The sequence below is a fragment of the Zavarzinia sp. CC-PAN008 genome, from assembly GCF_051903925.1.
GTDB lineage: Bacteria > Pseudomonadota > Alphaproteobacteria > Zavarziniales > Zavarziniaceae.
Genome location: NZ_CP173678.1, coordinates 3,713,099 through 3,737,783 on the forward strand (window position 1 = coordinate 3,713,099; position 24,685 = coordinate 3,737,783).

At 68.9% G+C, this 24,685-nt stretch carries 25 protein-coding genes; 20 read left to right on the plus strand and 5 right to left on the minus strand.

The genetic code is table 11. The annotated features are described in order from the left end of the window. Positions 1–2: 2 nt before the first annotated feature. The 3 genes from ACI6GS_RS17385 to ACI6GS_RS17395 all read right to left on the minus strand — a co-directional run bounded on the left by ACI6GS_RS17385 (position 3) and on the right by ACI6GS_RS17395 (position 3,485). On the minus strand, positions 3–1,100 hold the full coding sequence (locus ACI6GS_RS17385; protein WP_439814720.1) for an amino acid ABC transporter permease: 1,098 nt from the start codon (positions 1,098–1,100) through the stop codon (positions 3–5). Continuing rightward, a complete protein-coding gene (locus tag ACI6GS_RS17390; protein ID WP_439814721.1) occupies positions 1,097–2,293 on the minus strand; it encodes an amino acid ABC transporter permease in 1,197 nt (398 codons plus the stop codon). Before ACI6GS_RS17390 ends, ACI6GS_RS17385 begins: the two co-directional genes overlap by 4 nt. Positions 2,294–2,471: 178 nt before the next feature. Then, the gene (locus ACI6GS_RS17395) at positions 2,472–3,485 is read right to left on the minus strand and encodes an amino acid ABC transporter substrate-binding protein (RefSeq protein ID WP_439814722.1); all 1,014 of its coding nucleotides are present in this window, start codon (positions 3,483–3,485) and stop codon (positions 2,472–2,474) included. A gap of 319 nt (positions 3,486–3,804) precedes the next feature. Here ACI6GS_RS17395 and metC point away from each other — a divergent pair, with 319 nt between their 5' ends. The 4 genes from metC to ACI6GS_RS17415 are packed head-to-tail and all read left to right on the plus strand — an operon-like array spanning position 3,805 to position 6,198. Then, the gene (gene metC / locus ACI6GS_RS17400; RefSeq protein WP_439814723.1) at positions 3,805–5,034 is read left to right on the plus strand and encodes a cystathionine beta-lyase; all 1,230 of its coding nucleotides are present in this window, start codon (positions 3,805–3,807) and stop codon (positions 5,032–5,034) included. Between the two features lie 4 nt (positions 5,035–5,038). Further along, complete coding sequence (hisI, locus tag ACI6GS_RS17405) at positions 5,039–5,404, plus strand: phosphoribosyl-AMP cyclohydrolase (RefSeq protein WP_439814724.1); 366 nt, start codon at positions 5,039–5,041, stop codon at positions 5,402–5,404. Further along, positions 5,404–5,625 (plus strand): acetyl-CoA carboxylase biotin carboxyl carrier protein subunit, encoded by a 222-nt coding sequence (locus ACI6GS_RS17410; protein ID WP_439814725.1) that lies wholly within the window; start codon positions 5,404–5,406, stop codon positions 5,623–5,625. The genes hisI and ACI6GS_RS17410 overlap by 1 nt, the downstream gene beginning before the upstream one ends. After that, on the plus strand, positions 5,626–6,198 hold the full coding sequence (locus ACI6GS_RS17415) for a peroxidase-related enzyme (RefSeq protein WP_439814726.1): 573 nt from the start codon (positions 5,626–5,628) through the stop codon (positions 6,196–6,198). Positions 6,199–6,277: 79 nt separating this feature from the next. Here ACI6GS_RS17415 and ACI6GS_RS17420 read toward each other — a convergent pair whose 3' ends face one another. Further along, positions 6,278–6,748, minus strand: a complete 471-nt coding sequence (locus tag ACI6GS_RS17420; protein ID WP_439814727.1) for an SRPBCC family protein — start codon at positions 6,746–6,748, stop codon at positions 6,278–6,280. 153 nt (positions 6,749–6,901) lie between these two features. Between ACI6GS_RS17420 and ACI6GS_RS17425 the strand changes: the two genes are divergently transcribed. The 7 genes from ACI6GS_RS17425 to ACI6GS_RS17455 all read left to right on the plus strand — a co-directional run bounded on the left by ACI6GS_RS17425 (position 6,902) and on the right by ACI6GS_RS17455 (position 14,116). Further along, the gene (locus ACI6GS_RS17425) at positions 6,902–8,287 is read left to right on the plus strand and encodes an MATE family efflux transporter (protein WP_439814728.1); all 1,386 of its coding nucleotides are present in this window, start codon (positions 6,902–6,904) and stop codon (positions 8,285–8,287) included. A gap of 145 nt (positions 8,288–8,432) precedes the next feature. Further along, complete coding sequence (locus tag ACI6GS_RS17430; protein ID WP_439814729.1) at positions 8,433–8,921, plus strand: tetratricopeptide repeat protein; 489 nt, start codon at positions 8,433–8,435, stop codon at positions 8,919–8,921. An 84-nt stretch (positions 8,922–9,005) separates the two neighbouring features. Continuing rightward, complete coding sequence (locus ACI6GS_RS17435) at positions 9,006–9,980, plus strand: aspartate carbamoyltransferase catalytic subunit (protein WP_439814730.1); 975 nt, start codon at positions 9,006–9,008, stop codon at positions 9,978–9,980. Next, entirely contained in the window at positions 9,977–11,284 is a 1,308-nt protein-coding gene (pyrC, locus tag ACI6GS_RS17440) for a dihydroorotase (RefSeq protein ID WP_439814731.1), read from the plus strand. Before ACI6GS_RS17435 ends, pyrC begins: the two co-directional genes overlap by 4 nt. Before the next feature lie 4 nt (positions 11,285–11,288). After that, positions 11,289–11,894: a glycerol-3-phosphate 1-O-acyltransferase PlsY gene (gene plsY / locus ACI6GS_RS17445; protein ID WP_439814732.1), complete on the plus strand. Its 606-nt coding sequence runs from the start codon at positions 11,289–11,291 to the stop codon at positions 11,892–11,894. 13 nt (positions 11,895–11,907) lie between these two features. Next, positions 11,908–12,414, plus strand: coding sequence for an O-acetyl-ADP-ribose deacetylase (locus ACI6GS_RS17450; RefSeq protein ID WP_439814733.1), 507 nt, complete (start codon positions 11,908–11,910; stop codon positions 12,412–12,414). Positions 12,415–12,508: 94 nt separating this feature from the next. Then, positions 12,509–14,116 (plus strand): alpha-glucosidase, encoded by a 1,608-nt coding sequence (locus ACI6GS_RS17455; RefSeq protein ID WP_439814734.1) that lies wholly within the window; start codon positions 12,509–12,511, stop codon positions 14,114–14,116. 38 nt (positions 14,117–14,154) lie between these two features. Here the strand turns inward: ACI6GS_RS17455 and ACI6GS_RS17460 are convergent, their stop codons facing one another. Then, on the minus strand, positions 14,155–14,517 hold the full coding sequence (locus ACI6GS_RS17460) for an MmcQ/YjbR family DNA-binding protein (RefSeq protein ID WP_439814735.1): 363 nt from the start codon (positions 14,515–14,517) through the stop codon (positions 14,155–14,157). On the opposite strand from ACI6GS_RS17460, the gene ACI6GS_RS17465 reads away from it, so the two are divergent. The 9 genes from ACI6GS_RS17465 (at position 14,516) to ACI6GS_RS17505 (ending at position 24,677) form a co-directional block, all read left to right on the plus strand. Next, a complete protein-coding gene (locus ACI6GS_RS17465; protein ID WP_439814736.1) occupies positions 14,516–14,896 on the plus strand; it encodes a cupin domain-containing protein in 381 nt (126 codons plus the stop codon). The genes ACI6GS_RS17460 and ACI6GS_RS17465 overlap by 2 nt on opposite strands. 84 nt (positions 14,897–14,980) lie before the next feature. Next, complete coding sequence (gene dprA / locus ACI6GS_RS17470; RefSeq protein WP_439814737.1) at positions 14,981–16,126, plus strand: DNA-processing protein DprA; 1,146 nt, start codon at positions 14,981–14,983, stop codon at positions 16,124–16,126. Positions 16,127–16,305: 179 nt separating this feature from the next. After that, entirely contained in the window at positions 16,306–19,014 is a 2,709-nt protein-coding gene (topA, locus tag ACI6GS_RS17475; protein ID WP_439814738.1) for a type I DNA topoisomerase, read from the plus strand. Between the two features lie 16 nt (positions 19,015–19,030). Beyond that, entirely contained in the window at positions 19,031–21,277 is a 2,247-nt protein-coding gene (gene rnr / locus ACI6GS_RS17480; protein WP_439814739.1) for a ribonuclease R, read from the plus strand. 5 nt (positions 21,278–21,282) lie between these two features. Further along, positions 21,283–21,717: a DUF983 domain-containing protein gene (locus ACI6GS_RS17485; protein WP_439814740.1), complete on the plus strand. Its 435-nt coding sequence runs from the start codon at positions 21,283–21,285 to the stop codon at positions 21,715–21,717. 86 nt (positions 21,718–21,803) lie between these two features. Next, positions 21,804–22,553, plus strand: a complete 750-nt coding sequence (locus ACI6GS_RS17490; protein WP_439814741.1) for an NUDIX hydrolase — start codon at positions 21,804–21,806, stop codon at positions 22,551–22,553. Continuing rightward, complete coding sequence (locus ACI6GS_RS17495) at positions 22,553–23,242, plus strand: NUDIX hydrolase (RefSeq protein ID WP_439814742.1); 690 nt, start codon at positions 22,553–22,555, stop codon at positions 23,240–23,242. Before ACI6GS_RS17490 ends, ACI6GS_RS17495 begins: the two co-directional genes overlap by 1 nt. A gap of 76 nt (positions 23,243–23,318) precedes the next feature. Further along, on the plus strand, positions 23,319–23,486 hold the full coding sequence (gene rpmG, locus ACI6GS_RS17500) for a 50S ribosomal protein L33 (RefSeq protein ID WP_439814743.1): 168 nt from the start codon (positions 23,319–23,321) through the stop codon (positions 23,484–23,486). A gap of 264 nt (positions 23,487–23,750) precedes the next feature. Continuing rightward, positions 23,751–24,677: a VOC family protein gene (locus ACI6GS_RS17505; RefSeq protein ID WP_439814744.1), complete on the plus strand. Its 927-nt coding sequence runs from the start codon at positions 23,751–23,753 to the stop codon at positions 24,675–24,677. Positions 24,678–24,685: the final 8 nt, after the last annotated feature.

Genomic DNA, 24,685 nt, shown 5'->3' on the forward strand with positions numbered 1-24,685 from the left:
GCCTATTTGCGTCGGTGGCCGGTGTCGAGCTTGCGCTCGAGCGCCAGGCTGTAGCGGGACATGCCGAAGCACATGGCCCAGAAGACCAGGGCCGCAAAGGCATAGCCCTCGGTCGTGAAACCCAGCCAGGCCGGGTTGGAAGCGGCGGCCTGGACCCGGCCCAGCAGGTCGAACAGGCCGATGATCGACACCAGCGTCGTATCCTTGAGCAGGCTGATGAAGGCGTTGACGATGCCGGGGATCACCAGCTTCAGCGCCTGCGGCAGGATGATCAGGCGCATGCCCTGCCAATAGGTCAGGCCCAGCGCGTGGGCGGCTTCGAACTGCCCCTTTGGAATGGCCTGCAGGCCGCCACGGATCGTTTCCGCCATGTAGGCGGCCGCGAACAGGGCGACGCCGATCAGCGCGCGCAACAGCTTGTTGATGGTGATGCCGTCCGGCATGAACAGCGGCAGCATGAACGAGGCCATGAACAGCACGGTGATCAGGGGCACACCGCGCACGACCTCGATGAAGACCACGCAGACGGCGCGCACCGCCGGCATGTCCGAGCGCCGGCCAAGTGCCAGGATGACGCCCAGCGGCAGCGACGCGACGATGCCCACCATCGACACGATCAGGGTCAGCATCAAGCCGCCCCACTGCGCCGTCTCGACCAGGGGCAGCCCCAGCATCCCGCCCTGCAGCAGGATGAAGGCAACGAGCCAGTGCACGAACAGCAGATAGACCATGATCTGCCGCACGTACCACTTCCAGCCAAAGGCCAGGATCACGAGCACGGCAACCGGGGCGAACACGGCAAGGTCGACGCGCCAGCGCTCGTCCACGGGATAGAAGCCATAGATGAACTGGCCCAGGTTCATCTTGACGAAGGTCCAGCAGGCGCCTTCCGCCCCCTGGCAGGCCGACTTGTCAGTCCCCGACACGACGCTGTCGAAGATCAGCCAGTTCAGCATCGGCGGGATGGTGAGCCACAGCAGATAGATCGCCAGGACCGTCAGGAGGGTATTGCTCCACGACGAGAACAGGTTCTGGCGCGTCCAGGTGATGCCCCGAGTATGAAGCGGCAGCCGGGGGACGCCGACATCGTCCATGCTCATCGTTCCACCAGCTTGATGCGGGCGTTGTACCAGTTCATCGCGGCCGAGATGATCAGGCTGAGCGACAGGTAGATCGCCATGGTGACTGCGATCACCTCGACCGCCTGGCCGGTCTGGTTCAGCACCGTCCCGGCAAAGACCTGAACCAGGTCGGGATAGGCGATCGCTGTCGCCAGCGACGAGTTCTTGACCAGGTTCAGGTATTGCGAGGTCAGCGGCGGCACGACGACCCGCATGGCCTGGGGCACCACGACCAGGCGCATCGTCTGGCCACGGGTCAGGCCCAGCGCCTGCGCGGCCTCCGTCTGGCCGCGACTGACCGACAGGATGCCGCCGCGCACCACCTCCGCGATGAACGAGGCGGTGTAGAGGCTGAGCGCCACGACAAGGGCCACAAGCTCCGGCAGCAGGACGAAGCCGCCCACGATGTTGAAGCCCTGCCCCGGCCCGGGGATTTCCGGCGGGGACAGGTTCAGCGGCACGCCCATCGCCAGCCCGGCCAGCAGGGGCAGGCCGACCACCAGGCCAAGGCCCACCCAGAACGACGGGAAGGGCTGGCCGGTGCGCAACTGCCGCGCCCGGGCCCAGCGTCCGATCGCAAAGGCCGCGACCAGGGCCACCAGGCCCGCGATCCAGATCGCGTCAAAGCCGGGCAATTGCTCGATCCGCGGCACATAGAGGCCGCGATTGTTGATCAGGACGCCCGGCAGCAATTCGACGCTCTGCCGGATGCCTGGCAGCGAGCGCAGCACCGCGAAGTACCAGAACAGGATCTGCAGCAGCAGCGGCGTGTTGCGCAGCGTCTCGACATAGACGGTGGCCATCTGGGCCACGAGCCAGTTGGACGACAGGCGGGCAATGCCGACCAGGAAGCCGATCACCGTCGCCACCACGATGCCGATCGCCGACACCAGCAGGGTATTGACCAGGCCAACCAGCAGCGCCCGCCCATAGGAGGCATTCTGCGGGTAGTCGATCATCGACATCGAAATGTCGAAGCCGGCATGGCGATCCAGGAAGGCAAAGCCGGAGGCGATGCCCTGCTTGGCCATGTTGTCGGTGGCGGTCTTGAACAGGATCCAGCCGGTCCCCAGCACGACGACCAGCAGCACCGCCTGAATGATCAGGGAGCGGATGGTCGGGTCGCGCCAGAAGGGAATTGCTGGCGCCCGGCCGGCCGTCTGGTCGGTCATGAAGGGGCACCATCTGTTTGGGGCCCCGTACCGCAGGATGGGCTGGGCGCCGCCGGGTCACCCCCCGCCTTGGGCGGCGGGGGGCTGTCTGTAAGTGGGACGGGATGCGGTCCGGACTGGTTCATCGAACCGGACGGGCAGACAGCATCCGCGTCGGTCTGAATGCGTCAGCGGCCGATCAACGGAACGGCGGAGCGTATTGCAGGCCGCCCTTGTTCCACTGCCCGTTGACCCCGCGGGCGATCTTCAGCGGCGAGCCTTCGCCCACGTTGCGGTCGAAGCTTTCGCCGTAATTACCGACGTTCTTAATGATGTGATAGGCCCAGTCATTGGGCAGGCCCAGGCCCGCGCCCAGTTCACCCTCGACACCCAGCAGGCGCTTGATCTCGGGGTTGGTGCTGGACTTCATCTCGTCGACATTGGCCGACGTCACGCCGTATTCCTCGGCGCCGACCATGGCGTAGTAGGACCAGCGCACGACGTCGCCCCACTGGCTGTCGCCATGGCGCACGGCCGGGCCCAGCGGCTCCTTGGAGATGATCTCGGGCAGGACGATGGCGCTCGCGGGATCGGCCAGCTTCAGCCGATTGGCATAGAGGCCCGACTGGTCGGTGGTATAGGCGTCGCAGCGCCCTTCGGCGAAGGCCTGCACGGCTTCGTCGTTCTTGGCGAAGACGACGGGCTTGTATTCCAGGTTGTTGGTGCGGAAGAAGTCGGCGAGGTTGAGCTCGGTCGTCGTGCCCGTCTCGGTGCAGACGCTGGCGCCGGCCAGTTCCATGGCGCTCTTCACGCCCAGCTCGGCCTTCACGATGAAGCCCTGGCCGTCATAATAGTTGACCGCCACGAAATCGAGGCCCAGCGACGTGTCGCGGCCCAGCGTCCAGGTCGAATTGCGGCTGAGGATGTCGATCTCACCCGACTGCAGCGCGGTAAAGCGGTCCTTGGCCGAAAGCGACGTGTACTTCACCTTGCTCGCATCGCCGAAGATGGCCGCCGCCACGGCCCGGCACACGTCGACGTCAAGGCCGGACCAGTTGCCGCTCTCGTCCGGGTTGGAGAACCCGGGCAGGCCCTGGCTGACACCGCATTGGACGAAACCCTTTGCCTTGACGTCGTCGAGCGTCGCGGCCTGCACGGCGCCGGCGGCCAGGAAAGTCCCGGCAACGGCCGCGGTAAAGCGGACCAAGGTCATTGGCAATCTCCCTGTCTTGAACCGGACCCCCCGGCCCGGCGATGCCTGCCGCATCGCAATCAAACCGTAGCATGAGGCAAGCGCGGGGCGTCAAGGCAATCCCCTCAACACGAGCAGGGCGATACGGGTCTTTCCCGGCCCGCCAGAAGGTCGCGTCCGCAAGCCTGCTTGCCGATTGAGCGGCCTGCGACAAGTCTGGGCACGGTGCATGAATACTGGCCATTCCTGCAGCGCAAGCGACGGCCTCCGCGCTTGGGCGGTTCCGCCAGGCCCGGGCATGCGGTAATCAGGCAGACCTTCCTGTCACGGCGCGGCCCCCATGAGCGATTCCTCGACGTCGAAGCCGGGTTCACCCGCAGCCGGTCCCGCCCCCCATGGCGGCCGCGATGCAACCCTGGCGGTGCATGCCGGGCGCGATCCCCAGGCCCATGGCGGGGCGGTCAACACACCCGTCTATCACGTGTCGACCGTGCTCTTCCCGAACCTGGAGGCGATCGAGAACATCCCCAGGATGCAGGGCCGGCGGATGCGCTATGGCCGGCGCGGCACGCCGACGTCCTGGGCGTTCACCGATGCCGTGACGGCGCTGGAGCGCGGCCACGATGCCGTCGCCGTGCCGTCCGGCGTCAGCGCCATCAGCGTGGCGCTGCTGGCCTTTGTCCAGGCGGGCGACCATGTCCTGGTTGCCGACAGCGTCTATGGCCCCACCCGGATCCTGTGCAACGGCCTGCTGAAGCGCTTCGGGGTGGAGACGACCTACTATGACCCGCGCATCGGCGCCGGGATCGCTGCGCTGATCCGGCCGAACACACGCGTCGTCTACATGGAAAGTCCAGGCTCCCTCACCTTCGAAGTCCAGGACGTGCCGGCCATCGCCGCGGCCGCGCGGGCGGCCGGTGCGGTGCCCGTGATCGACAATACCTGGGGCGCCGGACTGGTGCTGAAGCCGCTGACGCTGGGCTGCGCCGTCTCCCTCCAGGCGGCGACGAAGTACCTGGTCGGTCACTCCGACGCGATGCTGGGCGTGATCGTGGCGGACGAGGCGACCTTCCCCGCGATCCGCGACATGGCGGGCGACCTGGGCCTGGCCGCGGGCCCCGACGACCTCTATCTCGGCACCCGCGGCATCCGCACCCTGGACGTGCGCATGCGCCAGCACCAGGCGACCGGCATCGCGCTGGCCCAATGGCTGGCCGCCCGGCCGGAAGTGGCGCGCGTCCTGCACCCTGCCCTGTCCGATGATCCCGGCCATGCCCTGTGGGCGCGCGACTTCACCGGGGCGTGCGGCCTGTTCGGCTGCGAACTGAAGCCCCTGCCGCATGCCGCCCTGGCCGCCCTGCTCGACGGCCTGCGCTATTTCGGCATGGGCTATTCCTGGGGCGGCTTCGAGAGCCTGGTCATTCCCGCCCATCCCGAGGGGCAGCGCAGCGTCGTGCCCTGGCAGTCGGCCGGCCCCCTGCTGCGCTTCCATGCCGGGCTGGAGGCGGTCGAGGACCTGATCGCCGACCTGGACGCAGGATTCGCCCGCGCCGCCGCCATCCCAGCGTGATGCCATGTCCGACACCTATGAATCGATCCTCTCCCAGGTCCGCTACGACGCCGATGGCCTGGTCCCCGCCATCGCCCAGGACGCGGACGATGGCGCCGTCCTGATGATGGCCTGGATGAACGCCGAATCGCTGCGGCTGACGCTGGCGACGGGCCGCGTCGTCTACTGGTCCCGCTCGCGCCAGGAATTGTGGCGCAAGGGCGATACGTCGGGGCACGAGCAGCACCTGCGCGAACTGCGCCTGGACTGCGACGGCGATACGATCCTGATGCAGGTCAGCCAGAAAGGTCCGGCCTGCCATACCGGCGCCCGGTCCTGCTTCTTCCGGGTCGTGCGCGACGGCGTGCTGGTCGCGGAGGAGACATCCTGATGGCCAGCATCAAGGTCCGGTCCGAGGTGGCCGGAAAGGTCTGGAAGATCGAAGCGGCGCCGGGTGCGAGCCTGGGCGAGGACGACACGATCCTGATCCTGGAATCCATGAAGATGGAGATTCCGGTGCCCACCCCGCGGGCCGGCACGCTGATCCAGATCCTGGTGGTCGAGGGCGACGCGGTGACCGAGGATCAGGTCGTCGCCATAGTGGAGACCTAGATGACGCCGATCAGCCGTTTCCCCGTGCCCGACGTCCTCGACCTGCCAGAGGACCTGCGCACCCGCATCCTGGCGGTCCAGGAAAAATCCGGCTTCATTCCCAACGTCTTCCTGGCGCTGGCTCACAGGCCGGCCGAGGCGCGGGCGTTCTTCGACTACCATGACGCGCTGATGGAGAAGGACGGCCCCCTGACCAAGGCCGAGCGCGAGATGATCGTCGTGGCCACCTCCGCCGCCAACGAATGCCAGTACTGCGTGGTGGCCCACGGCGCCATCCTGAGAATCCGCGCGAAGAACCCGCTGATCGCCGACCAGGTCGCCGTCAATTACCGCAAGGCCGACCTGACGGATCGGCAGAAAGCGATGCTGGCCTTCGCGCTCAAGGTGTCGAGGGAAGCGCAAGCCGTTGGCGATGCAGACTTCGAGGCACTCCACGCCCATGGCTTCGATGACGAGGCCATCTGGGACATCGGTGCCATCGCCGCCTTCTTCGCGCTCAGCAACCGCATGGCCAACCTGACCTCCATGCGGCCCAACGGCGAGTTCTATGCGATGGGCCGCCAGCCCCGCTGAGCGGGTCTGGGACGTCGATCAAGCCCCTCCTTCAGGTTATTGGGGCGAGGGCTCGGATGAGGCCGCCGCCCCGACGCCCTCACAGGGTCTGGGCCAGGGCCTCCAACTGGTCGGCGCAGATGCCCCAGCCGTCGTGGAAGCCCATCGCCTCGTGGTTGCGGCAATCCTCCACCGTCCAGTGGCGCGCGGTGGCGACATAGCGCGTGGTGCCGTCGCCCAGGTCCTCGAACGTGATGATGCCAGTGAAGAACGGCTTTTCCGAGGGCACCCAGCCGACCGAATAGGCATCCGTCACCACCAGCCTGCGTTCCGGCACAACCTCAAGGTAGACGCCCGAATTGGGCATCACCTCCCCCTCCGGCCCCCGCATGGTGAAGGCATTGGTGCCGCCTGCCCGCACGTCCAGCACGGCGTCGGTCACTTGCCACGGCTTGGGGCAGAACCATTGCTCCAGCAGCGCCGGCTCCGTCCAGCAGCGCCAAAGACTTGCCACCGGCGCCTTGAGGATGCGGGTCAGGACCAGGTCGCGTTCGCCCGTGCTGCTCATCATGCGTCTCCGTTTCATCGTGGTCGCGTCTCAAGGACGGCGCGGCATGGCGCGGGCCGACAGATCCGGGGGCAGAAAATCGTGGGGCTCGGCGGTGGCGGGTGCGACCGGCTGTCGCTATGATCCGCGGCCCCTCCGGTTCCAGGTCCTGCGTAAATGAGCACCTCCGCCGTCATGACCCCTGCGCCAGCCGCCTGGCGGCCAGAGATCCGGGCCATGCTGGCACTGGCGTGGCCACTGATGCTGACCAACCTGGGGCAGCTGCTGATCGCCACGACCGAACTGGTGATCCTGGGCCACATGCACCCCGACGCGCTGGCCGCCGGTTCCCTGGGCGCCATGGTCGCGCATGCCTTCTTCGCCCTGGGCTTCGGCCTGGCGGCGGCGACGGCGCCCATGATGGCGCAGGCCGTGGGGGCGCGGCGCCATACCTTGCGCGAACTGCGGCGCACGGTGCGCAAGGGGCTTTGGCTGTGCGCCCTGCTGGGCGTCCCCACCATCCTGCTGCTGTCCCAGGCCGAGGCATTCCTGCTGCTGGCCGGGCAGCAGCCGAAGCTGGCTGCCGATGCCGGGCTGTACCTGATGGGCTATGCCTGGGCCCTGCCCCCGGCCTGGGGGTTCATGGTCCTGCGCTCGCTCCTCGCGGTGCGGGAGCGGCCCAAGGCGGCCATGGTGATCTCGATCATCGCGCTGATTCTCAACGCCTTCATCTGCTATGGCCTGGTCTTCGGCGCCTTTGGCCTGCCGCGCCTGGGCATCCTGGGGGCCGGCATTGCCGGGGCCAGCGCCAATTGGCTGAGCTTCCTGATGCTGCTTGGCTTCGTGCTGGTCGAGCGGCGGTTCCGGCGGCATGCGATCCTGGGCCGCTGGTGGCGCGCGGACTGGGCCCGCCTGGGCGAACTGATCCGCATCGGCCTGCCGATGAGTGCTGCCATGCTGATGGAAACCTGCGTGTTCGGCGGCGCCGGCCTGCTGATGGGCACGATCAGCACGGCCAGCGTGGCGGCGCACGCCATCGTGATGCAGGTAGCCAGCCTGACCTTCATGGTGCCCCTGGGCATCGCCCAGGCGGCGACAGTGCGGGTCGGCATTGCCGCGGGGCGGCGTGACCGGGCCGGCGTGGGCCTGGCGGGCTGGACGGCACAAGGGATCAGCGCCGTGTTCATGGGATCGATGGGCCTGGTCCTGTGGCTGGCGCCGGTGCTGCTGATCGGGCTGTTCCTGGACCTGTCGGACCCCGCAACCTGGGAGGCGGCACGCATTGCCACGGGCTTCCTGGCGCTCGCCGCCCTGTTCCAGCTGGGCGACGGGGCCCAGGTGGTGGCGGCCGGTGCCCTGCGCGGCCTGAAGGACACGCGCGTGCCGATGGTGCTGACCGGCATCGGCTATTGGGGCCTGGGCTTCCCCGCTGCCGCGGCCCTCGGCCTGTGGGCGGGGCTGGACGGCTTTGGCATCTGGATCGGCCTGGCCGGGGCGATCATGGTGCTGGCCTGCCTGATGCTGCATCGCTGGTCGCGGCGCGAGCAGCTGGGCCTGGTCTGAGACCGGTCGGGACTGTCTTGAACATCGTTCGACCTATCCATTCGGGCTGGTCCTGAACGGCGCCATCCTGTGATGTCGAACATTGTTTTCCCGATCCTCTTCCCGCAGACTTTTGTCGATAAACGACACGCGGGGAGGGTCGCGGATGCGTCGGTGGCTCTGGGGCATGATACTCGGCCTGGGCATATTGCAGACCCAGGCGCCGGCCTATGCCTGTGGCGAGGCGGACGACCTCTACAAGCGGGGCCTGTATCCCGAATACATCGAGCAGTTGAAGCAGTTGAGCGAGAACGGTTTCGTCGAGTGCACGTTCACGCTTGGCACCGTCTATCGCGACGGCATCCTGGTGCCGCAGGATTACGAGCAGGCGCTGGCCTGGTACAGCTATGCGGCCGAGCAGGGCCATGCCTTTGCCCAGTTCGACCTGGGCACGATGTTCGACAACGGCAACGGCGTGAAGCAGGACTATCTGGAGGCCGCGCGCTGGTACCAGCGCTCGGCCGACCAGGGCTTCAACATGGCGCAGTACAACCTGGGCGTGCTGTATGCCGAGGGCCTGGGCGTGCCCAAGGACGAACGCAAGGCGCAGATCCTCTTCGCGCTGTCGACCCGTCCCTCCGAAAAGCCGCTATGAGCAACCGCCCGCGCCCTGTTCGGGGCGCGGGCGGACGCACGGCCCTTGATGCGGGCGGGGTCCAAGCCTATACGTCCGGCTTTGATGCCTGACCCAGCGCCCCCCGCCCCCTCACCCTATCCGCACCGCCACCTGCTCGGGATCGAGGGCCTGTCGGCCCAGACCATCGCAGGGCTGCTGGACCTGTCCGAAACCTATGTCGAGCTGAGCCGTCAGGTCGACAAGAAGCGCGCCGTGATGCGCGGCCGGACCCAGATCAACCTGTTCTTCGAAACATCGACCCGCACCTCGACCTCGTTCGAACTGGCGGGCAAGCGCCTGGGCGCGGACGTCATCAACATGGCCGTCGCCCGCTCGGCCGTGCAGAAGGGCGAGACGCTGCTCGACACCGCCCTCACCCTCAATGCCATGCACCCCGACGTTCTGGTGGTGCGGCACGGCGATTCGGGCGCGGTCGAACTCCTGTCGCAGAAGGTCGATTGCGCCGTCATCAATGCGGGCGACGGCGCCCATGAACACCCGACGCAGGCCCTGCTGGACGCCTTGACCATCCGCCGCCGCCTGGGCCGGCTGGACAACCTGATCGTGGCGATCTGCGGCGACATTTTGCACAGCCGGGTCGCGCGCTCGAACATCCACCTGCTGCTGGCCACGGGCGCACAGGTCCGCGTCGTGGCACCGCCCACGCTGATACCCAAGTTCGTGGACCGCCTGGGCGTCAGCGTCTTTCACGACATGCGCGAAGGCCTGCGCGATGCCGACATCGTCATGATGCTGCGCCTGCAGACAGAGCGGATGCAGGGTGGCTTCGTGCCTTCCTTGCGGGAGTATTTCCACTTCTGGGGCCTGGACCAGGCCAAGCTGGAAGCGGCCAAGCCCAATGCCCTCATCATGCATCCTGGCCCAATGAACCGCGGCGTGGAGATCGACAGCGTGGTCGCCGACGACATCAACCGCAGCGTCATCCGGGAGCAGGTCGAGATGGGCGTCGCGGTCCGCATGGCCTGCCTCGACGTCCTGACCCGCAACCTGCAGGACGTGGGCGGGGTGTCGCCGTGACCGCGCCCGCACCGGCCGACGGCCGCCGCATCGCCTATGTCAACGCGCGGCTGCTGGATCCCGCCACGCGGCTGGACGCACCAGGCGCTCTGCTGACGCAAGGGGGCGAGATCCTGGACGCCGGGCCGCGCCTGTTCGCCGACGGCATTCCCGCCGATGTCGCGGTGATCGACTGCGGCGGCGACTGCCTGGCGCCCGGCCTGATCGACATGCGCGTATTCATCGGCGAGCCCGGCGCCGAGCACATGGAGACGATCGAGAGCGCGAGCAAGGCGGCCGCGGCCGGCGGCATCACGACCATGATCATGATGCCGAACACCGAGCCGCCGATCGACGAGCCCGCCCTGGTCGACTATGTCGAACGCCGCGCCCGGGTGACCTCGGACGTGCGGGTGCATGCCATGGCCGGCATCACAAAGGGCCTGGCCGGCAAGGAGATGGCCGAGATGGGGCTGCTGAAGGCGGCGGGCGCCGTCGCCTTCACCGATGGCCGGCACGCCGTGGCGGATGCCCTGGTCCTGCGCCGGGCGCTGTCCTACGCCACCGGCTTTGGCATGCTCGTCGTGCAGCATGCGGAGGAGCCGCGCCTCTCCACCGGCGCCATGAACGAGGGCGAGGTGGCAACCCGCCTGGGCCTGCCCGGGATCCCGGCCGCGGCTGAGGCAATCCAGATCGAACGCGACGTGCGCCTGGTCGCCCTGACGGGTGCGCGCTACCACGTCGCCCAGGTCAGCTGCGCCGACAGCCTGGAGGTCATCCGCGGGGCCAAGGAACGCGGCCTGGCGGTCACCTGCGGCGTGTCCCCCCACCATTTCGCGCTGAACGAGACCGCGGTCGCGGAGTATCGCACCTTTGCCAAGACCTCCCCACCGCTGCGGGCAGAGGCGGACCGGCTGGCGATCGTGGAAGGGCTGCGGGACGGGACGATCGACGTGATCTCGTCCAGCCACGATCCCCAGGACCAGGAAAGCAAGCGCCAACCCTTCGCCCAGGCCGCTTCAGGCGTGATCGGGCTGGAGACGATGCTGCCGATCGCGCTTGAACTGCACCTGAACGGCTACCTGTCGCTGCTTGACCTGCTGGCCCGCATGACGATCAACCCGGCGCGTCTGCTGGGGCTCAATCGCGGCGTGCTGAAGGCCGGGGCGAAGGCCGACTTCTTCGTCTTTGACCCCGAGGCTCCCTGGATCATCCGGGCCGAGAAGCTGCGCTCCAAGTCCAAGAATTCGCCCTATGATGGGCGGCCGATCCAGGGCCGTGTGCGGCGCACTGTCGTGGCCGGCCGCACCGTGTTCGGGGGCTGAGGCGATGATCCTGGACCTGGTCCTGGCGCTGGTTGGCGGCTATTTCCTGGGCTCCGTCCCATTCGGCCTGGTGCTGACCCGGGCGGCCGGCCTGGGCGACATCCGCAAGATCGGCTCCGGCAACATCGGCTTCTCCAATGCCCTGCGCACGGGGAACAAGCCGCTGGCCTTTGCCGTCCTGATCCTGGATTCGGGCAAGGGGGCGATCGCGGTCGGCCTGTTCTGGGCCCTGCTGTCGCGCGATGCGGCAGCGGTTGCCGGCGGGGCCGCCTGCTTCGGCCATTGCTTTCCCGTCTGGCTCGGCTTCAAGGGGGGCAAGGCGGTCGCCACGTTCCTGGGCACGATGCTGGCCATCGCCTTCCCCGTAGGCCTTGCCTGCTGCGCCGCCTGGGCCGTGATGGCGGCCATCTTCCGCATCTCGTCCGTCGCCTCGCTGACGGCGGCGCTGGCGGGGCCGATCGCGGCGTACTTCCTGGACGGGCCTGCCATCGTGGCGCTGGCCGCCTTTGGTGCCGCCCTGATCTGGTCCATGCACCACGGCAACATCCGCCGCCTGCTGTCCGGCACCGAACCGAAGTTCGGCGCCCGCCACAAGGCCCCCCCGGCCTGACGGACGGCAACCGATGACGGCCCGGCTGGAAGTCTTCGAAGGCGACATCACGGGTCTCGATGTCGACGCCATCGTGAACGCTGCGAATACAAGCCTGCTGGGCGGCGGCGGTGTCGACGGGGCCATTCATCGCGCGGCCGGACCAGGGCTTCTCCAGGAATGCCGCACGCTGAACGGCTGCAAGACTGGACAGGCAAGGATCACCGGCGGGCACCGCCTGAAAGCCCGCTACGTCATCCACACGGTGGGACCGGTCTGGCAAGGTGGGGCGCACAGCGAGGACGCGCTGCTTGCGTCGTGCTACCGCGAGTCCCTGGCGCTTGCCGGCCGGCACGGCATTGGCTCCGTTGCATTTCCCGCGATCTCCACGGGCGTCTACCGCTTTCCGGTGGACCGGGCGACGAGGATTGCGATCGCCGCCGTGCGGGAAGGCCTGGTCCAGGCTGAGTCGTTGCGGCAGGTGATCTTTGCCTGCTTCAGCAGGGACATGGCCGAGCACTATCGCGCCGCCCTCGCCTGACACGATGGGGCACGCGCATCTTGCGTTTCGGCTGGGCGTGTCCTAGGTCCGTCGGCGCATTCAATGCGGCAGTGCTGTCCCCGGAACTCGATCCATGCCCGCACGAAATCCCCGCAAGACCGAACCGGAAACCCCGTCCGCCCCCGACCCGGCGCTGACGTGGTGGCGGGGGGCGGTGATCTACCAGGTCTATCCCTGGAGTTTTCGCGACTCGAACGGGGACGGCATAGGCGATCTGGCAGGGGTGACGGCCAAGCTGCCCTATATCGCCTCGCTCAATGTCGACGGGGTGTGGCTGTCGCCGTTCTTCACCTCGCCCATGCGGGACTTCGGCTACGACATCTCGGACTTCTGCGGGGTCGATCCGCGCTTCGGCACGATCCGCGATTTCGAGCGGCTGGTCGCCCGGGCCCACGGCCTGGGGCTGAAGGTCATCATCGACCAGGTCTATTCCCACACGTCCGACCGCCATCCCTGGTTCCAGGAAAGCCGGGGCAGCCGCACCAACCCGAAGGCCGACTGGTATGTCTGGGCGGACCCGCGGCCGGATGGCAGCCCGCCCAACAACTGGCTGTCCATGTTCGGCGGCATGGCCTGGGAATGGGACACCCGGCGGCGGCAGTACTACCTGCACAATTTCCTGCGCGAGCAGCCCGACCTCAACCTGTGGAACCCGGAGGTGGAGGCGGCGGTCTTCGATGTGGCCCGCTTCTGGCTGAACCATGGGATCGACGGGTTCCGCCTGGATGCGGCGAACTTCTATTTCCACGACCGGGACCTGCGCTCGAACCCGCCGCGCAAGGTGGCGACACCGGTCAAGGCGGTCGACCTGCAGGAGCAGATCTACAACCGGTCCAGGCCACAGACCCTGGACTTCCTGAGGCGGCTGCGCGCGTTGATGGAACAGTGGCCCGGCACCTTCGCGGTGGCCGAGATCGGCAGCCACGAGGCGGTCGAACGCATGCGCGAGTACACGTCCGGCCCGATCCACACCGCCTACAGCTTCATCTTCCTGAAGGACACGTTCGACGCCGCCCATATCCGGGACGTCGTCGAGAAACTGGCCGGCGAGGATGTCTGGCCGTCCTGGTCGTTCGGCAACCATGACGTCGCGCGCGTCGCCACGCGCTGGGGCGGGGCGGAGCCGCCGGCGGCGTTCCACGCCCTGATCCTGGCCCTCCTGGTCACGCTGCGCGGCACGCTGTTCCTCTACCAGGGTGAGGAACTGGGCCTGCCAGAGGCCCGCGTCCCCTTCGGTCGCCTGCGTGACCCCGACGGCATCCGCAACTGGCCGGAATGGAAGGGACGGGACGGCTGCCGCACGCCCATGCCCTGGGCGGCCGAGGCGCGCCATGCCGGCTTCAGCGACGGCGAGGCCCAGCCCTGGCTGCCGGTGGAGCCGCGCCACCGCGGCCTGGCCGTCGACCAGCAGGAACGCGATCCCGCGTCGACCTTGAGCTTCGCCCGCCGCCTGCTGGCCTGGCGCCATAGCGTCCCTGCCCTGGTAACGGGCAGCATCCGCTTCCTGGACAGCGTGGACGGCACGCTGCTGATCGAGCGGACCGAAGGTGCGCAGACCGTGCTTGCCGCCTTCAACCTGACGGACAAGGCCCAGACCGTGACGGCGGCCGGGTCACGCCGCGTGCTCCCGCCTTACGGCTTCCTCTTCCTGGACCCTGTCGGCCACCGCCTGTTCGAGTAGCGGGCCACGCATCGCGCCACCGGGTCCGTCGACGCCGTCTAACCCCCCGCCTCCCACGCCTTGACCAGGCGGCGGGGGGCCTGGGCACGCCATGCGGCGATCAGGACGGCGCGCAGGGTCTGGGGCTCCACCACGTCCAGGCGCACCAGGACCATGGGATAGCCCTCATAATGCGGCGTCGTGAAGAACACGTCCGGCTCTGCCGCCAGGTAAAGGTCGCGCTCGGCAAAGCCCACCTTGGCGGCCAGCGTCGTGCCGTCCTCCCGCAGGCGGGCCAGGAAGGCCTTTCCGGCACGCAGGGCGGGGGTGCCGTAGGAGGTCCCTTCCTCCACCCCGAACAGGCCTTGCGCCGCGGACCGTACCTTGGCCCAGGCGGGCGATTGGGCCATTGTCTCGCTCATGACCAACCCTACCCCGACCGCCACCGGAATCCGCTGCTTCAAGGCGTCCGAGCGACATTTCGAACCCTATATCGGTGATCCGGCCGACCCCTTGCGGGGCGAGGCACGCATTGCCCGCCTGGTGGGGCCGGAGATCAGCCGCTCCATGGGCGGGGGGATCGTCATCTATGGCCGGCAGACGGCCAGCTGGGCGCTGCCCTTCGACGAGTTCGTGGTGATCCTGAAGGGGGCCATGCGCGTCGTGTCCGGGGGTGTCACCTACCAGGGCGAGGTCGGCGACGTGCTGTGGTTCCCGGCCCACACGCCCCTGACCTATGAGATCGACGACGAGGTGACCGTCTTCTATGCGAAGCACCCGGTCGACGCCACCCTGGGTTGATGATTCCCACCCGCCGACCTTGACGACCCCGAACAAAAATCGAACACTGCGACTGTCGGGGAACCCTACAACAGGACGGTCGGCGTGCCGGCAGCGCAAGCACAGGTGATCCAGGACGATGCGCGCAGGCAGCTGCAGCGGCAGGACGCGCTGCGCCTGATTCGCACGCCGGGCGTTGGACCCGTCGCCTTCCGCCAATTGCTGGCGCGCTACCGCACCCCGTCCGCGGCGCTCGCGGCGCTTCCCGGCCTCGCCCGGCGCGGCGGCCGGCGCGAGGCCCCGGCGGTGCCCCCGGTCGCCGCAGCGCAGGCCGAGATGGAGGCCAACGAGCGGGCCGGGGCGCGCCTGCTGATCCAGGGCGACGCCGAGTATCCGGCGGCCCTGGCCAGCCTGGAATCGGCACCCCCGGTGCTGTCGCTGCGCGGCCGGGCCGAGCTCCTGGCCCGTCCCACCGTCGCGATCGTGGGCGCCCGCAACGCCTCCGCCGCCGGCCTTCGTCTGGCGGAGCGGATGGCGGCGGACCTGGCCCAGGCGGGTCTGGTCATCGCCTCTGGCCTTGCCCGCGGCATCGACACCGCCGCCCACCGGGGCAGCCTGGCGGGTGGCACGATCGCCGTCATAGCCGGGGGTATCGACACGGTCTTTCCGCCCGAGAACGCCCAGCTTCAGGAACAGATCGCGGAGGAGGGCGTGCTGCTGGCCGAGATGCCGCCGGGCAACCGCCCGATGGCGCGCCACTTTCCGCGCCGCAACCGCATCATCGCCGGCCTGTCCCTGGGCGTGGTGGTGGTGGAGGCGGCGGCCCGCTCCGGCTCCCTTGGCACGGCGCGGCTGGCCCTCGACGCAGGGCGGGAAGTGCTGGCCGTGCCCGGCTCCCCGCTCGACCCGCGCTGCGAGGGGACCAATGGCCTGATCCGCGAGGGGGCGACGCTGACCCGCCATGCAGCCGATGTGATGGAGGTGGTGGGGGCGCTGGCCCAGACCCGCATCGGGCCCCTGCCCCGCCATGCGCGGCTGCTGGAGGAGCTGCGCCAGGCGCCGGACGAGGCCTTCGACGCCGATGGCGGCCAGGCGCGGATTGCGGAGCTTCTGGGCCCGACGCCGGTCAGCGTGGACACCATCGTGGAACACTCCGGTTTGACACTCCCCATCGTCTTGACCATTTTGCTGGAGTTCGAGTTGGCCGGCCGCGTGACCCGTCAGTCGGGCAACCGCGTATCCTGGGCCTGATCGGCGGGCCCTGGCGGCGAGCGGCGTGGTGCTGGCGTGTCGTGGGAGCCTGACAATGGACATGTCGTATGCCCGGCCGGACCCGACGCCGCTGTTTCAACCCCTTGATGTCGTGACATTTCCGGCCCTGGCCGCCCGTTCCGGCGGCAGTCCGAGTTTCTAGAGGCGCAACCGAACGCATGGACGTCGTCGTCGTCGAGTCGCCCGCCAAGGCCAAGACGATCAACAAGTACCTTGGTCAGGACTATGTCGTTCTCGCCAGCTATGGCCATGTCCGGGATCTGCCGGCCAAGGATGGCTCCGTGCTGCCCGACGACGACTTCGCCATGCTGTGGCAGGTCGAAAGCGACAGCGCCAAGCGCATGAACGACATTGCCCGCGCGCTGAAGGGGGCGGGTCACCTTTATCTGGCGACCGACCCCGATCGCGAGGGCGAGGCGATTTCCTGGCACGTCCTTGAGATCCTGCAGGCCAAGGGTGCGCTGAAGAAGATCCCGGTCAGCCGTGTGGTCTTCAACGAGATCACGCGCAACGCCGTGACCACGGCCATGCGCAATCCCCGCCAGCTGGACCAGGAACTGGTCCAGGCCTATCTGGCGCGCCGTGCGCTCGACTACCTGGTCGGTTTCACCCTGTCGCCCGTGCTGTGGCGCAAGCTGCCGGGCGCGCGTTCGGCGGGCCGCGTGCAGTCGGTGGCGCTGCGCCTGATCTGCGAGCGCGAGATCGAGATCGAGGCGTTCCGCGCCCGCGAGTACTGGACGGTCGACGCACTGGTCGCGGCGCAAGGGGGGCAGAGCTTCACCGCCCGCCTGGTCGAGCGCGACGGCCGCAAGCTGGACCGCTTCGACCTGGCCAATGCCGAGCAGGCCCACGACGCCAAGGCGCGGATCGAGGCGACAAGCTTCAGCGTGACCCGCGTCGAGACCCGGCCCGGCAAGCGCCATCCGGCACCGCCGTTCACCACCTCGACCCTGCAGCAGGAAGCCGCGCGCAAGCTGGGCTTCGACGCCAAGCGGACGATGCAACTGGCCCAGCGCCTGTACGAGGGCATCGACCTGGGCGGCGAGACGGTCGGCCTGATCACCTACATGCGGACCGACGGCGTGCAGATGGCGGGCGAGGCGATCGCCGGCTGCCGGCGCGCGATCGAGGCGCAGTTCGGCGCGAAATACGTCCCCGACGTGCCCCGCGCCTACAAGGCCAAGGCGAAGAACGCGCAGGAAGCGCACGAGGCGGTGCGCCCAACCGACTTCTTCCGCACGCCCGAGCAGATGGCGCGCTATCTCGACGGCGACCAGCGCCGGCTCTACGACCTGATCTGGAAGCGGGCCATGGCCAGCCAGATGCCGCCCGCCGACGTCGAACGGACGACCGTCGACCTGGGCGATCCCGCCCGCAGCCTGGGCCTGCGGGCGACGGGGACGGTCGTCACCTTCGACGGCTTCCTGGCGCTCTACCAGGAAGGCCGCGACGACGAGACGGACGAGGATGGCGCGCGCCTGCCGGCGCTCAAGGCGGACGAGCCCGTCGAGCGGCGCAAGGTGACGGCCGACCAGCACTTCACGGAGCCCCCGCCCCGCTATTCCGAGGCCAGCCTGGTCAAGAAGCTGGAGGAGCTGGGCATCGGCCGCCCCTCCACCTATGCCTCGATTCTGTCTACCTTGCGCGAGCGCGCCTATGTCGAGATGGAGCGCAACCGCTTCATCCCCAGCGACAAGGGCCGCCTGGTGACGGCGTTCCTGGAAAACTTCTTCTCCCGCTACGTCCAGTACGACTTCACGGCCGGGCTTGAGGAAAAGCTGGACGAGATCTCGGCCGGCAAGATCGACTGGAAGGCGGTCCTCCGCGACTTCTGGCAGGACTTCTCGGCCGCGGTGGGCGACACCAAGGACCTGCGCATCGGCCAGGTGATCGAGGCGCTGGACGAGGCCCTGAGCCCCCACCTGTTCCCGGCGCGCGCCGACGGCACCGACGCGCGGCGCTGCCCGTCCTGCGCCGATGGTCGCCTGGGCCTGAAGCTCAGCCGCTTCGGCGCCTTCATCGGCTGCTCGAACTATCCCGAATGCCGCTTCACGCGGCAGTTCGGCGGCAATGCCGAGGCCCAGGGCGACGAGGCGGGCGGCGACCGGGTCCTGGGCACCGATCCGGCCACCGGCCAGGCGGTCACGCTGAAGGCCGGCCGCTTCGGCCAGTACATCCAGCTGGGCGAGCCGGTCGAAGGCTCCAAGGAAAAGCCCAAGCGCTCGTCCATTCCCAAGGACGTCGACGCGGCGACCCTGACGCTTGAGCGTGCGCTGGAACTTCTGTCCCTGCCCCGCACGGTGGGCATCCATCCCGAATCGCAGAAGCCGATCGTCGCCGGCCTGGGGCGCTTTGGCCCGTATGTCCTGCACGACGGCACCTATGCCAGCCTGCAGACCACGGAAGACGCCTTGACGATCGGCCTGAACCGGGCCGTGACCGTCATTGCGGAAAAGCCCAAGGGTCGCGGTCGCGGCCAGCCCAAGGTCCTTCACGAAGTCGGCGCCCACCCGGCCGACGGGGCCATGGTCCAGGTGCTGGAAGGGCGCTTCGGTCCCTATGTCGCCCATGGGGGCATCAATGCCACGATCGCCCGCGGCACCGATCCCGCCAGCCTGACGCTGGACCAGGCCCTGGCCCTGCTGCAGGCCAAGGCAGCGAAGGCTCCGGCCAAGGCACCGGCCCGGGCCAAGGCGCGCAAGCCCGCGCAAGCCGCTGCCGACGACGCCAAGCCGGCCAAGACCGCGCCCAAGAAGGCGGCCGCGGCCAAGGCGGACGGCAAGGCACCTGCGCCCAAGAAGGCCCCGGCCAAGAAGGCGGCGGCCAAGCCCGCGGCCAAGCCGCAAAGGCGCAGCGCCGCCGGATGAGGCGGCGCTGACCGGCATGGCGAAGCGCGTCGTCCCCCTTCCCAGCAAGGGCGAGATCCTGAAGTTCGTGGAACTGAGTGCTGCCAAGGTCGGCAAGCGGGAGATCGCGCGCGCCTTCCATATCACCGGCGACCAGCGCATCGAGCTGAAGCGCCTGCTGGCCGAGATGGCAGAGGAAGGGCTGATCGGCGGCGACCGCCGGCGCTCGGTTCAGGCCGCGGGCCAGTTGCCGGCCGTCGCAGTGCTGGAAGTCGTCGACGTCGATGTCGACGGCGAACTGACGGCGCGCCCCGCGATGTGGGACCCCGATCGCCCGGTGCCGCGCATCGTGGTGGCGCCCGGCCGCCATGCCGGCCCGGCGCCGGGCCCCACCGACCGCATCCTGTGCCGCCTTGAGCGTGTCGAGCCGGAGGCGGAGGATGCGCCGGCCAGCTATGTCGCGCGCGTCATCCGCACCCTGTCGACCGACCTCGATCGCGTCCTGGGCGTGATCGAGCTGGACGGCAGCGAGGCCCGCCTGAAGCCGACCGACAAGCGCGCCAAATACGACTATGTCCTGGCCAGCGAGGACCTGGGCGGCGCCCAGCCTGGCGAACTGGTCCTGGCGGAAGTGCTGAAGTCGCGGGCCTTCGGGCCGAAGCGCGCCCGTGTGCGCGAGCGGCTGGGTCGCGTCGACAGCGCGCGGGCGATCAGCCTGATCGCGATCCACGGCCATGGCATCCCCACGGCCTTCCCCACCGCCGCCCTGGAGGAGGCAGCCGCCGCCCAGCCCGTGCTCCTGGGCGACCGCGTCGACCTGCGCGCCATACCCCTCATCACGATCGATCCGTCGGACGCGCGCGATCATGACGACGCCGTCTTTGCCGAGGCCGACGGCGAGGGCTGGCATGTCATCGTGGCGATCGCCGACGTCGCGCACTATGTGCGGCCCGGCAGCGCCCTGGACCAGGCGGCGCGCGACCGGGGCAATTCGGCCTACTTCCCCGATCGCGTCGTGCCGATGCTGCCGCACGAACTGTCGTCCACGCTGTGCTCGCTGCTGCCGGGGGAGGATCGCGCCTGCCTGGCACTGCACCTCTGGCTGGATGCACACGGTACCAAGCTGCGCCACCGCTTCGAGCGCGCCCTGATGCGGTCCGCCGCGAACCTGTCCTATGAGCGCGCGCAGTCGGCCCTGGACGGCAACCCGGACGAGGAGGCGGCGGCCCTGCTGGAGCCGGTGCTGAAGCCGCTGCACGGCGCGTGGTCGGCCCTCATGCGGGCGCGGGCGGAACGCAGCCCGCTCGACATCGACGCGCCAGAGAAGGTGATCGTGCTGGGCGAGGACGGGACCGTGGTCGACGTCCGCCCCCGCGCGCGCCTGGACACCCATCGCATCGTCGAGGAGATGATGATCGCGGCCAATGTCGCGGCCGCGGAATCGCTGGAGGCGACGCACCAGCCCTGCATGTACCGCGTGCACGACACCCCCTCGCGGGAGCGTGTGGAATCGGTGCGGGAGTTCCTGGCGACGCTGGACCTGAAGCTGGCGCGCGGCAGCCGCCTTCAGCCGGCGCAGTTCAACCGCATCCTGGAGCGGGCAGCGGGCACGCCCCATGCCCGCGTGGTGCACGAGGTGATCCTGCGGGCCCAGGCCCAGGCCGCCTATTCGCCAGAGAACATCGGCCATTTCGGTCTGAACCTGGCGCGCTACGCCCACTTCACCTCGCCCATCCGTCGCTATGCCGACCTTCTGGTGCATCGGGCCCTGATCCGCGGCCTGAAGTTGGGCGAAGGCGGCCTCAGCCCGCACGAGGACGAAGGCTTCGCCGAGACGGCGCAGCACATCTCGAACACGGAACGGCGGGCGATGGCGGCGGAGCGGGAATCGACCGACCGTTACTTGGCGGCCTTCATGGCCGACCGCCTGGGCGCCATCTTCAGCGGCCGCATCACCGGCGTTGCCCGCTTCGGGCTGTTCGTGGCGCTGGACGAAAGCGGGGCGGACGGCCTGATCCCCATCTCGCACCTGGGGGACGAGTACTTCACCCATGTGGAGCACGCCCACGCGCTGGTAGGCGAGCGGACGGGCACAACCTATCGCCTGGGCGACGCGGTCCGCGTCCGCCTGGAGGAGGCGACACCGCTGACCGGGGGGCTGCGCTTCTCCCTCTTCGAGGGTGGCGCCTATGACCAAACGTCGCAAAAGATGAGGGACACCAGGAAAAAGGGCGTGGCGCCGCGTCGCGCCCCCTCGCGCGGGGGACGTTCCCGGCGTAGGTAGGTTCCATGCCAATCGAGACCATTGCCGCGCCGCGGCCCCTGCCCACCGCCGCCGAACCCGATCGGCCGGTCTGGCAGTCGATGATGCGGGGCGCTGCCCTGCGTTGCCCCGCCTGCGGCTATGGCCGGATGTTCCGCGCCTACCTGAAGGTGGCGGATGAATGCACGGCCTGTGGCGAGGAGTTGCATCACCACCGTGCCGATGACGCGCCGCCCTATTTCACGATCACGATCATCGGCCACATCCTGCTGCCCCTCATCTGGTGGTCGTCCACCACGATTGCGGCGCCGCCCCTGTGGTTCTGGTCATTCTGGGTGGTGGCCATCATCGCTTCGTGCCTGGTGACGCTGCCGGTGATCAAGGGCGCCCTGGTGGGACTCCAATGGTCGCGCCGGATGCACGGCTTCAGCGGCCTGCCCGACAGCGAACACCGCATGTAGTGCCGCGCCGGTGGCAGGCCTGCGCGGCTGAACACCGGAAGCGAAAGCTGGACAGCGGGGCCTGGGGGTAGCAACCTCCCGCCCCAATGACGACCGAGACACGCGCGCCTGGTCCGCAGGCGCCAGACACACAAGAGACGGCCAAACAGGCAGAAGCACGCCGCCGCGCCGTCCGTCCCCGCGATGCGGCCACCCTGATCCTGGTGCGCAACAGCGCCACGGGATCGGCCAAGGAGACGGAGGTCCTGATGGGCCGCCGCCATCCCAACCATCGCTTCATGCCAAACCAGTGGGTCTTTCCGGGTGGTCGCGTCGACCGCTCCGACGGCCTCGTGCGGCCGCCGACCCCCTTGCGGCCAGAGGTGCTGGAGCGCCTGGCCAAGGCGTGTAGCATCTACCGCGCCAACGCCCTGGCCCTGGCCGCCATCCGCGAGACGTTCGAGGAAACCGGCCTGGCCGTGGGCCGCCCGTTCGAGGGCGCGCTGAAGCGGCCCAAGGACCCGGCCTGGTCCGCCTTCTACGAGACGGGGGTCGCCCCGGCACCCGACGTGCTGGACTATGTCGCGCGGGCGATCACCCCGCCCGTCCGGCCGATGCGCTTCCATGCTCGCTTCTTCATGGCCGATGCCGAGCATGCGCGCGGCACCCTGCAGGGCTCCGGCGAACTCGAAGGCCTCTACTGGGTGCCGCTGCAGGAGGCCAAGGGCCTGGACGTGCCGCGCATCACCGCCGTGATCCTGGACGACCTGGAGGACCTGGTGGAAAAGCGCGGGGCGGAGCGCCCGGTGCCGGTCCACATCTTCCGCCATGGCAAGCCCGTCCTGGTGTTCGACTGATGGCCGACACGCTGACCGAGGGGCGCCGCGCGCCCACCGTCGCCGCCGGGACCAAGCCGGTGCGGCCACGCCATGCCGCCAGCCTGCTCCTTGTCGATCGGTCGGGGCCGGAGCCCAAGGTCCTGATGGGCCGGCGCGCCCCGCGCAACAAGTTCGCGCCCGACATCTTCGTCTTTCCCGGCGGCAAGCTGGACCCGGCCGACCGCGCCATGACGCCTGGCACGCCGCTGCGCCCCGACGTGGCGCAGCGCCTGGGTCCCATGGGGACGGCGCTGGCGCTGGCCGCGGTGCGCGAGACCTTCGAGGAAACGGGCCTGCTGATCGGCGTGGCCGCCCCCGCGCATCCCGTGCCGTCGCCCAGCTGGGCGGCGTTCACGGCGTCCGGCTTGGCCCCGGCGCTGGACGGGATCGACATCCTGGCGCGGGCGATCACGCCGACCGACTCGCCCATGCGCTTCCACGCCCGCTTCCTCGTGGCGGACTCCGCCAATGTCCAGGGCTCGCTCGGCGACTCGCACGAACTGCTCGACCTTGGCTTCCGCACGATCGACGAATCGCTGCGCCTGCCGGTCTGGGACGTGACCGAATTCATGCTGGCGGAGCTGCGCAGCTACCTGAACAGCGGGTCCAGCACCTTTCCCCGCCTGTCCTACCGCAAGGGACGGGCCGACATTCGCCGCGCACCTTGACTATGGCGCGCCCAGCCTTTAGGTACGCGGCTTCTCTCGGCACGGGTCGCCCTGCCGCGATTGCCTGGAGTCCGTCATGGCCAAGCCGACCACGCTGAAGATCAAGCTGCTCTCGAGCGAGGGCACGGGCACGTTCTACGTGACCAAGAAGAACCCCCGTACCAAGACCGAGAAGCTGAGCTTCAAGAAGTACGATCCCGTGCTGCGCAAGCACGTCGAGTTCAAGGAAGCCAAGATCAAGTGATGCCGGCCGGGCATGCCCCGGCCAGGCCACCCACGTCTGTTTCCTGAGTGAACCAGGGGCCGCCACGCGCGGCCCCTGGCGTTTCTGCGCGTCCGCGCGCCCCTGTCCCCGCCCCTGTCCCCGCCCCTGTCCGCACTCTCCCAGCATCTGACCCTGTGGTCAGATGGCGACAGCGCATGCCTTCTGATCAGTGTTCACCTTTATGCTTGCAGGCGCTGATGGCCTGATCCATATTTGACGAAATCGTCAACTAATGGATCCGCCATGAGCCTCATCCGGGTCGAGGACGTCGCCTTTGTCCGTTTTCGGGCGCCCGACCTGGGCGCCATGCGCACGTTCCTTGAGGAATTCGGCCTGATCCTGGCCGAGGCGAGCGAGCGCCGGCTGGTGATGCGCGGCCGCGGGCCCGTCCCCGTTGCCCATGTGACCGAGCTGGGTGCCGCGGGTTTTGCCGGCGTCGCCTTGCGGGCCGGCAGCCTGGCCGACCTGGAGCGGCTTGCCGCGCACGACGGTGCGGCGGTCGAGGCCCTGGACCTTCCCGGCGGTGGCGCCCGCGTCATGCTCGCCGACCCGGACGGCCACGCGGTGGAGGTCGTCGCCGGCCAGGCAGAGGCGCCCGCCCTGCCCGTCGCACCACCCCAGGCGTGGAACCAGGGCAGCGCGCGCGGACGCCTGCGGGCGGTCAAGCGCGTCGCGCCGGGCCCCGCCACCGTCCTGCGCCTGGGCCATGTCGTGCTGAACGTGTCCGACTTTCGTGAGTCGGAGCACTGGTACAAGACCCGCTTCGGCTTCATCACCTCTGACGAAGTGCAGGTGACACCTGCCTTCAGCCTGGGCGCCTTCCTGCGCTGCGACCGGGGCGACGCGCCGACCGACCATCACAGCCTGTTCCTGGCGCAGAGCCCCAAGGGACCCGGCTTCAACCATGCCGCGTTCGAGGTCGCCGACCTGGACGACCTGATGCGTGGCCACCAGCGCCTGAAGGATATCGGCGCGCACGCCGAGTGGGGCGTCGGCCGCCACATCCTGGGCAGCCAGGTCTTCGACTATTGGCGCGACCCCTTCGGCCACACGCTGGAGCACTGGACCGACGGCGACCTGTTCACCGCTGGCGACCCGCCGGGCGTCGCCACGCTTCAGGACCTGCTGGGCGTCCAGTGGGGCCCCGCCGCACCGCCGACCATGGCCTGATCAAGAAA

Excerpts from the sequence above, each read along its gene's own strand:
- ACI6GS_RS17385 (WP_439814720.1), bottom strand. The coding sequence starts at position 1,100 with ATGAGCATGGACGATGTCGGCGTCCCCCGGCTGCCGCTTCATACTCGG.
- ACI6GS_RS17390 (WP_439814721.1), bottom strand. The coding sequence starts at position 2,293 with ATGACCGACCAGACGGCCGGCCGGGCGCCAGCAATTCCCTTCTGGCGC.
- ACI6GS_RS17395 (WP_439814722.1), bottom strand. The coding sequence starts at position 3,485 with ATGACCTTGGTCCGCTTTACCGCGGCCGTTGCCGGGACTTTCCTGGCC.
- metC (WP_439814723.1), top strand. The coding sequence starts at position 3,805 with ATGAGCGATTCCTCGACGTCGAAGCCGGGTTCACCCGCAGCCGGTCCC.
- hisI (WP_439814724.1), top strand. The coding sequence starts at position 5,039 with ATGTCCGACACCTATGAATCGATCCTCTCCCAGGTCCGCTACGACGCC.
- ACI6GS_RS17410 (WP_439814725.1), top strand. The coding sequence starts at position 5,404 with ATGGCCAGCATCAAGGTCCGGTCCGAGGTGGCCGGAAAGGTCTGGAAG.
- ACI6GS_RS17415 (WP_439814726.1), top strand. The coding sequence starts at position 5,626 with ATGACGCCGATCAGCCGTTTCCCCGTGCCCGACGTCCTCGACCTGCCA.
- ACI6GS_RS17420 (WP_439814727.1), bottom strand. The coding sequence starts at position 6,748 with ATGATGAGCAGCACGGGCGAACGCGACCTGGTCCTGACCCGCATCCTC.
- ACI6GS_RS17425 (WP_439814728.1), top strand. The coding sequence starts at position 6,902 with ATGAGCACCTCCGCCGTCATGACCCCTGCGCCAGCCGCCTGGCGGCCA.
- ACI6GS_RS17430 (WP_439814729.1), top strand. The coding sequence starts at position 8,433 with ATGCGTCGGTGGCTCTGGGGCATGATACTCGGCCTGGGCATATTGCAG.
- ACI6GS_RS17435 (WP_439814730.1), top strand. The coding sequence starts at position 9,006 with ATGCCTGACCCAGCGCCCCCCGCCCCCTCACCCTATCCGCACCGCCAC.
- plsY (WP_439814732.1), top strand. The coding sequence starts at position 11,289 with ATGATCCTGGACCTGGTCCTGGCGCTGGTTGGCGGCTATTTCCTGGGC.
- ACI6GS_RS17450 (WP_439814733.1), top strand. The coding sequence starts at position 11,908 with ATGACGGCCCGGCTGGAAGTCTTCGAAGGCGACATCACGGGTCTCGAT.
- ACI6GS_RS17455 (WP_439814734.1), top strand. The coding sequence starts at position 12,509 with ATGCCCGCACGAAATCCCCGCAAGACCGAACCGGAAACCCCGTCCGCC.
- ACI6GS_RS17465 (WP_439814736.1), top strand. The coding sequence starts at position 14,516 with ATGACCAACCCTACCCCGACCGCCACCGGAATCCGCTGCTTCAAGGCG.
- ACI6GS_RS17460 (WP_439814735.1), bottom strand. The coding sequence starts at position 14,517 with ATGAGCGAGACAATGGCCCAATCGCCCGCCTGGGCCAAGGTACGGTCC.
- topA (WP_439814738.1), top strand. The coding sequence starts at position 16,306 with ATGGACGTCGTCGTCGTCGAGTCGCCCGCCAAGGCCAAGACGATCAAC.
- rnr (WP_439814739.1), top strand. The coding sequence starts at position 19,031 with ATGGCGAAGCGCGTCGTCCCCCTTCCCAGCAAGGGCGAGATCCTGAAG.
- ACI6GS_RS17485 (WP_439814740.1), top strand. The coding sequence starts at position 21,283 with ATGCCAATCGAGACCATTGCCGCGCCGCGGCCCCTGCCCACCGCCGCC.
- ACI6GS_RS17490 (WP_439814741.1), top strand. The coding sequence starts at position 21,804 with ATGACGACCGAGACACGCGCGCCTGGTCCGCAGGCGCCAGACACACAA.
- ACI6GS_RS17495 (WP_439814742.1), top strand. The coding sequence starts at position 22,553 with ATGGCCGACACGCTGACCGAGGGGCGCCGCGCGCCCACCGTCGCCGCC.
- rpmG (WP_439814743.1), top strand. The coding sequence starts at position 23,319 with ATGGCCAAGCCGACCACGCTGAAGATCAAGCTGCTCTCGAGCGAGGGC.
- ACI6GS_RS17505 (WP_439814744.1), top strand. The coding sequence starts at position 23,751 with ATGAGCCTCATCCGGGTCGAGGACGTCGCCTTTGTCCGTTTTCGGGCG.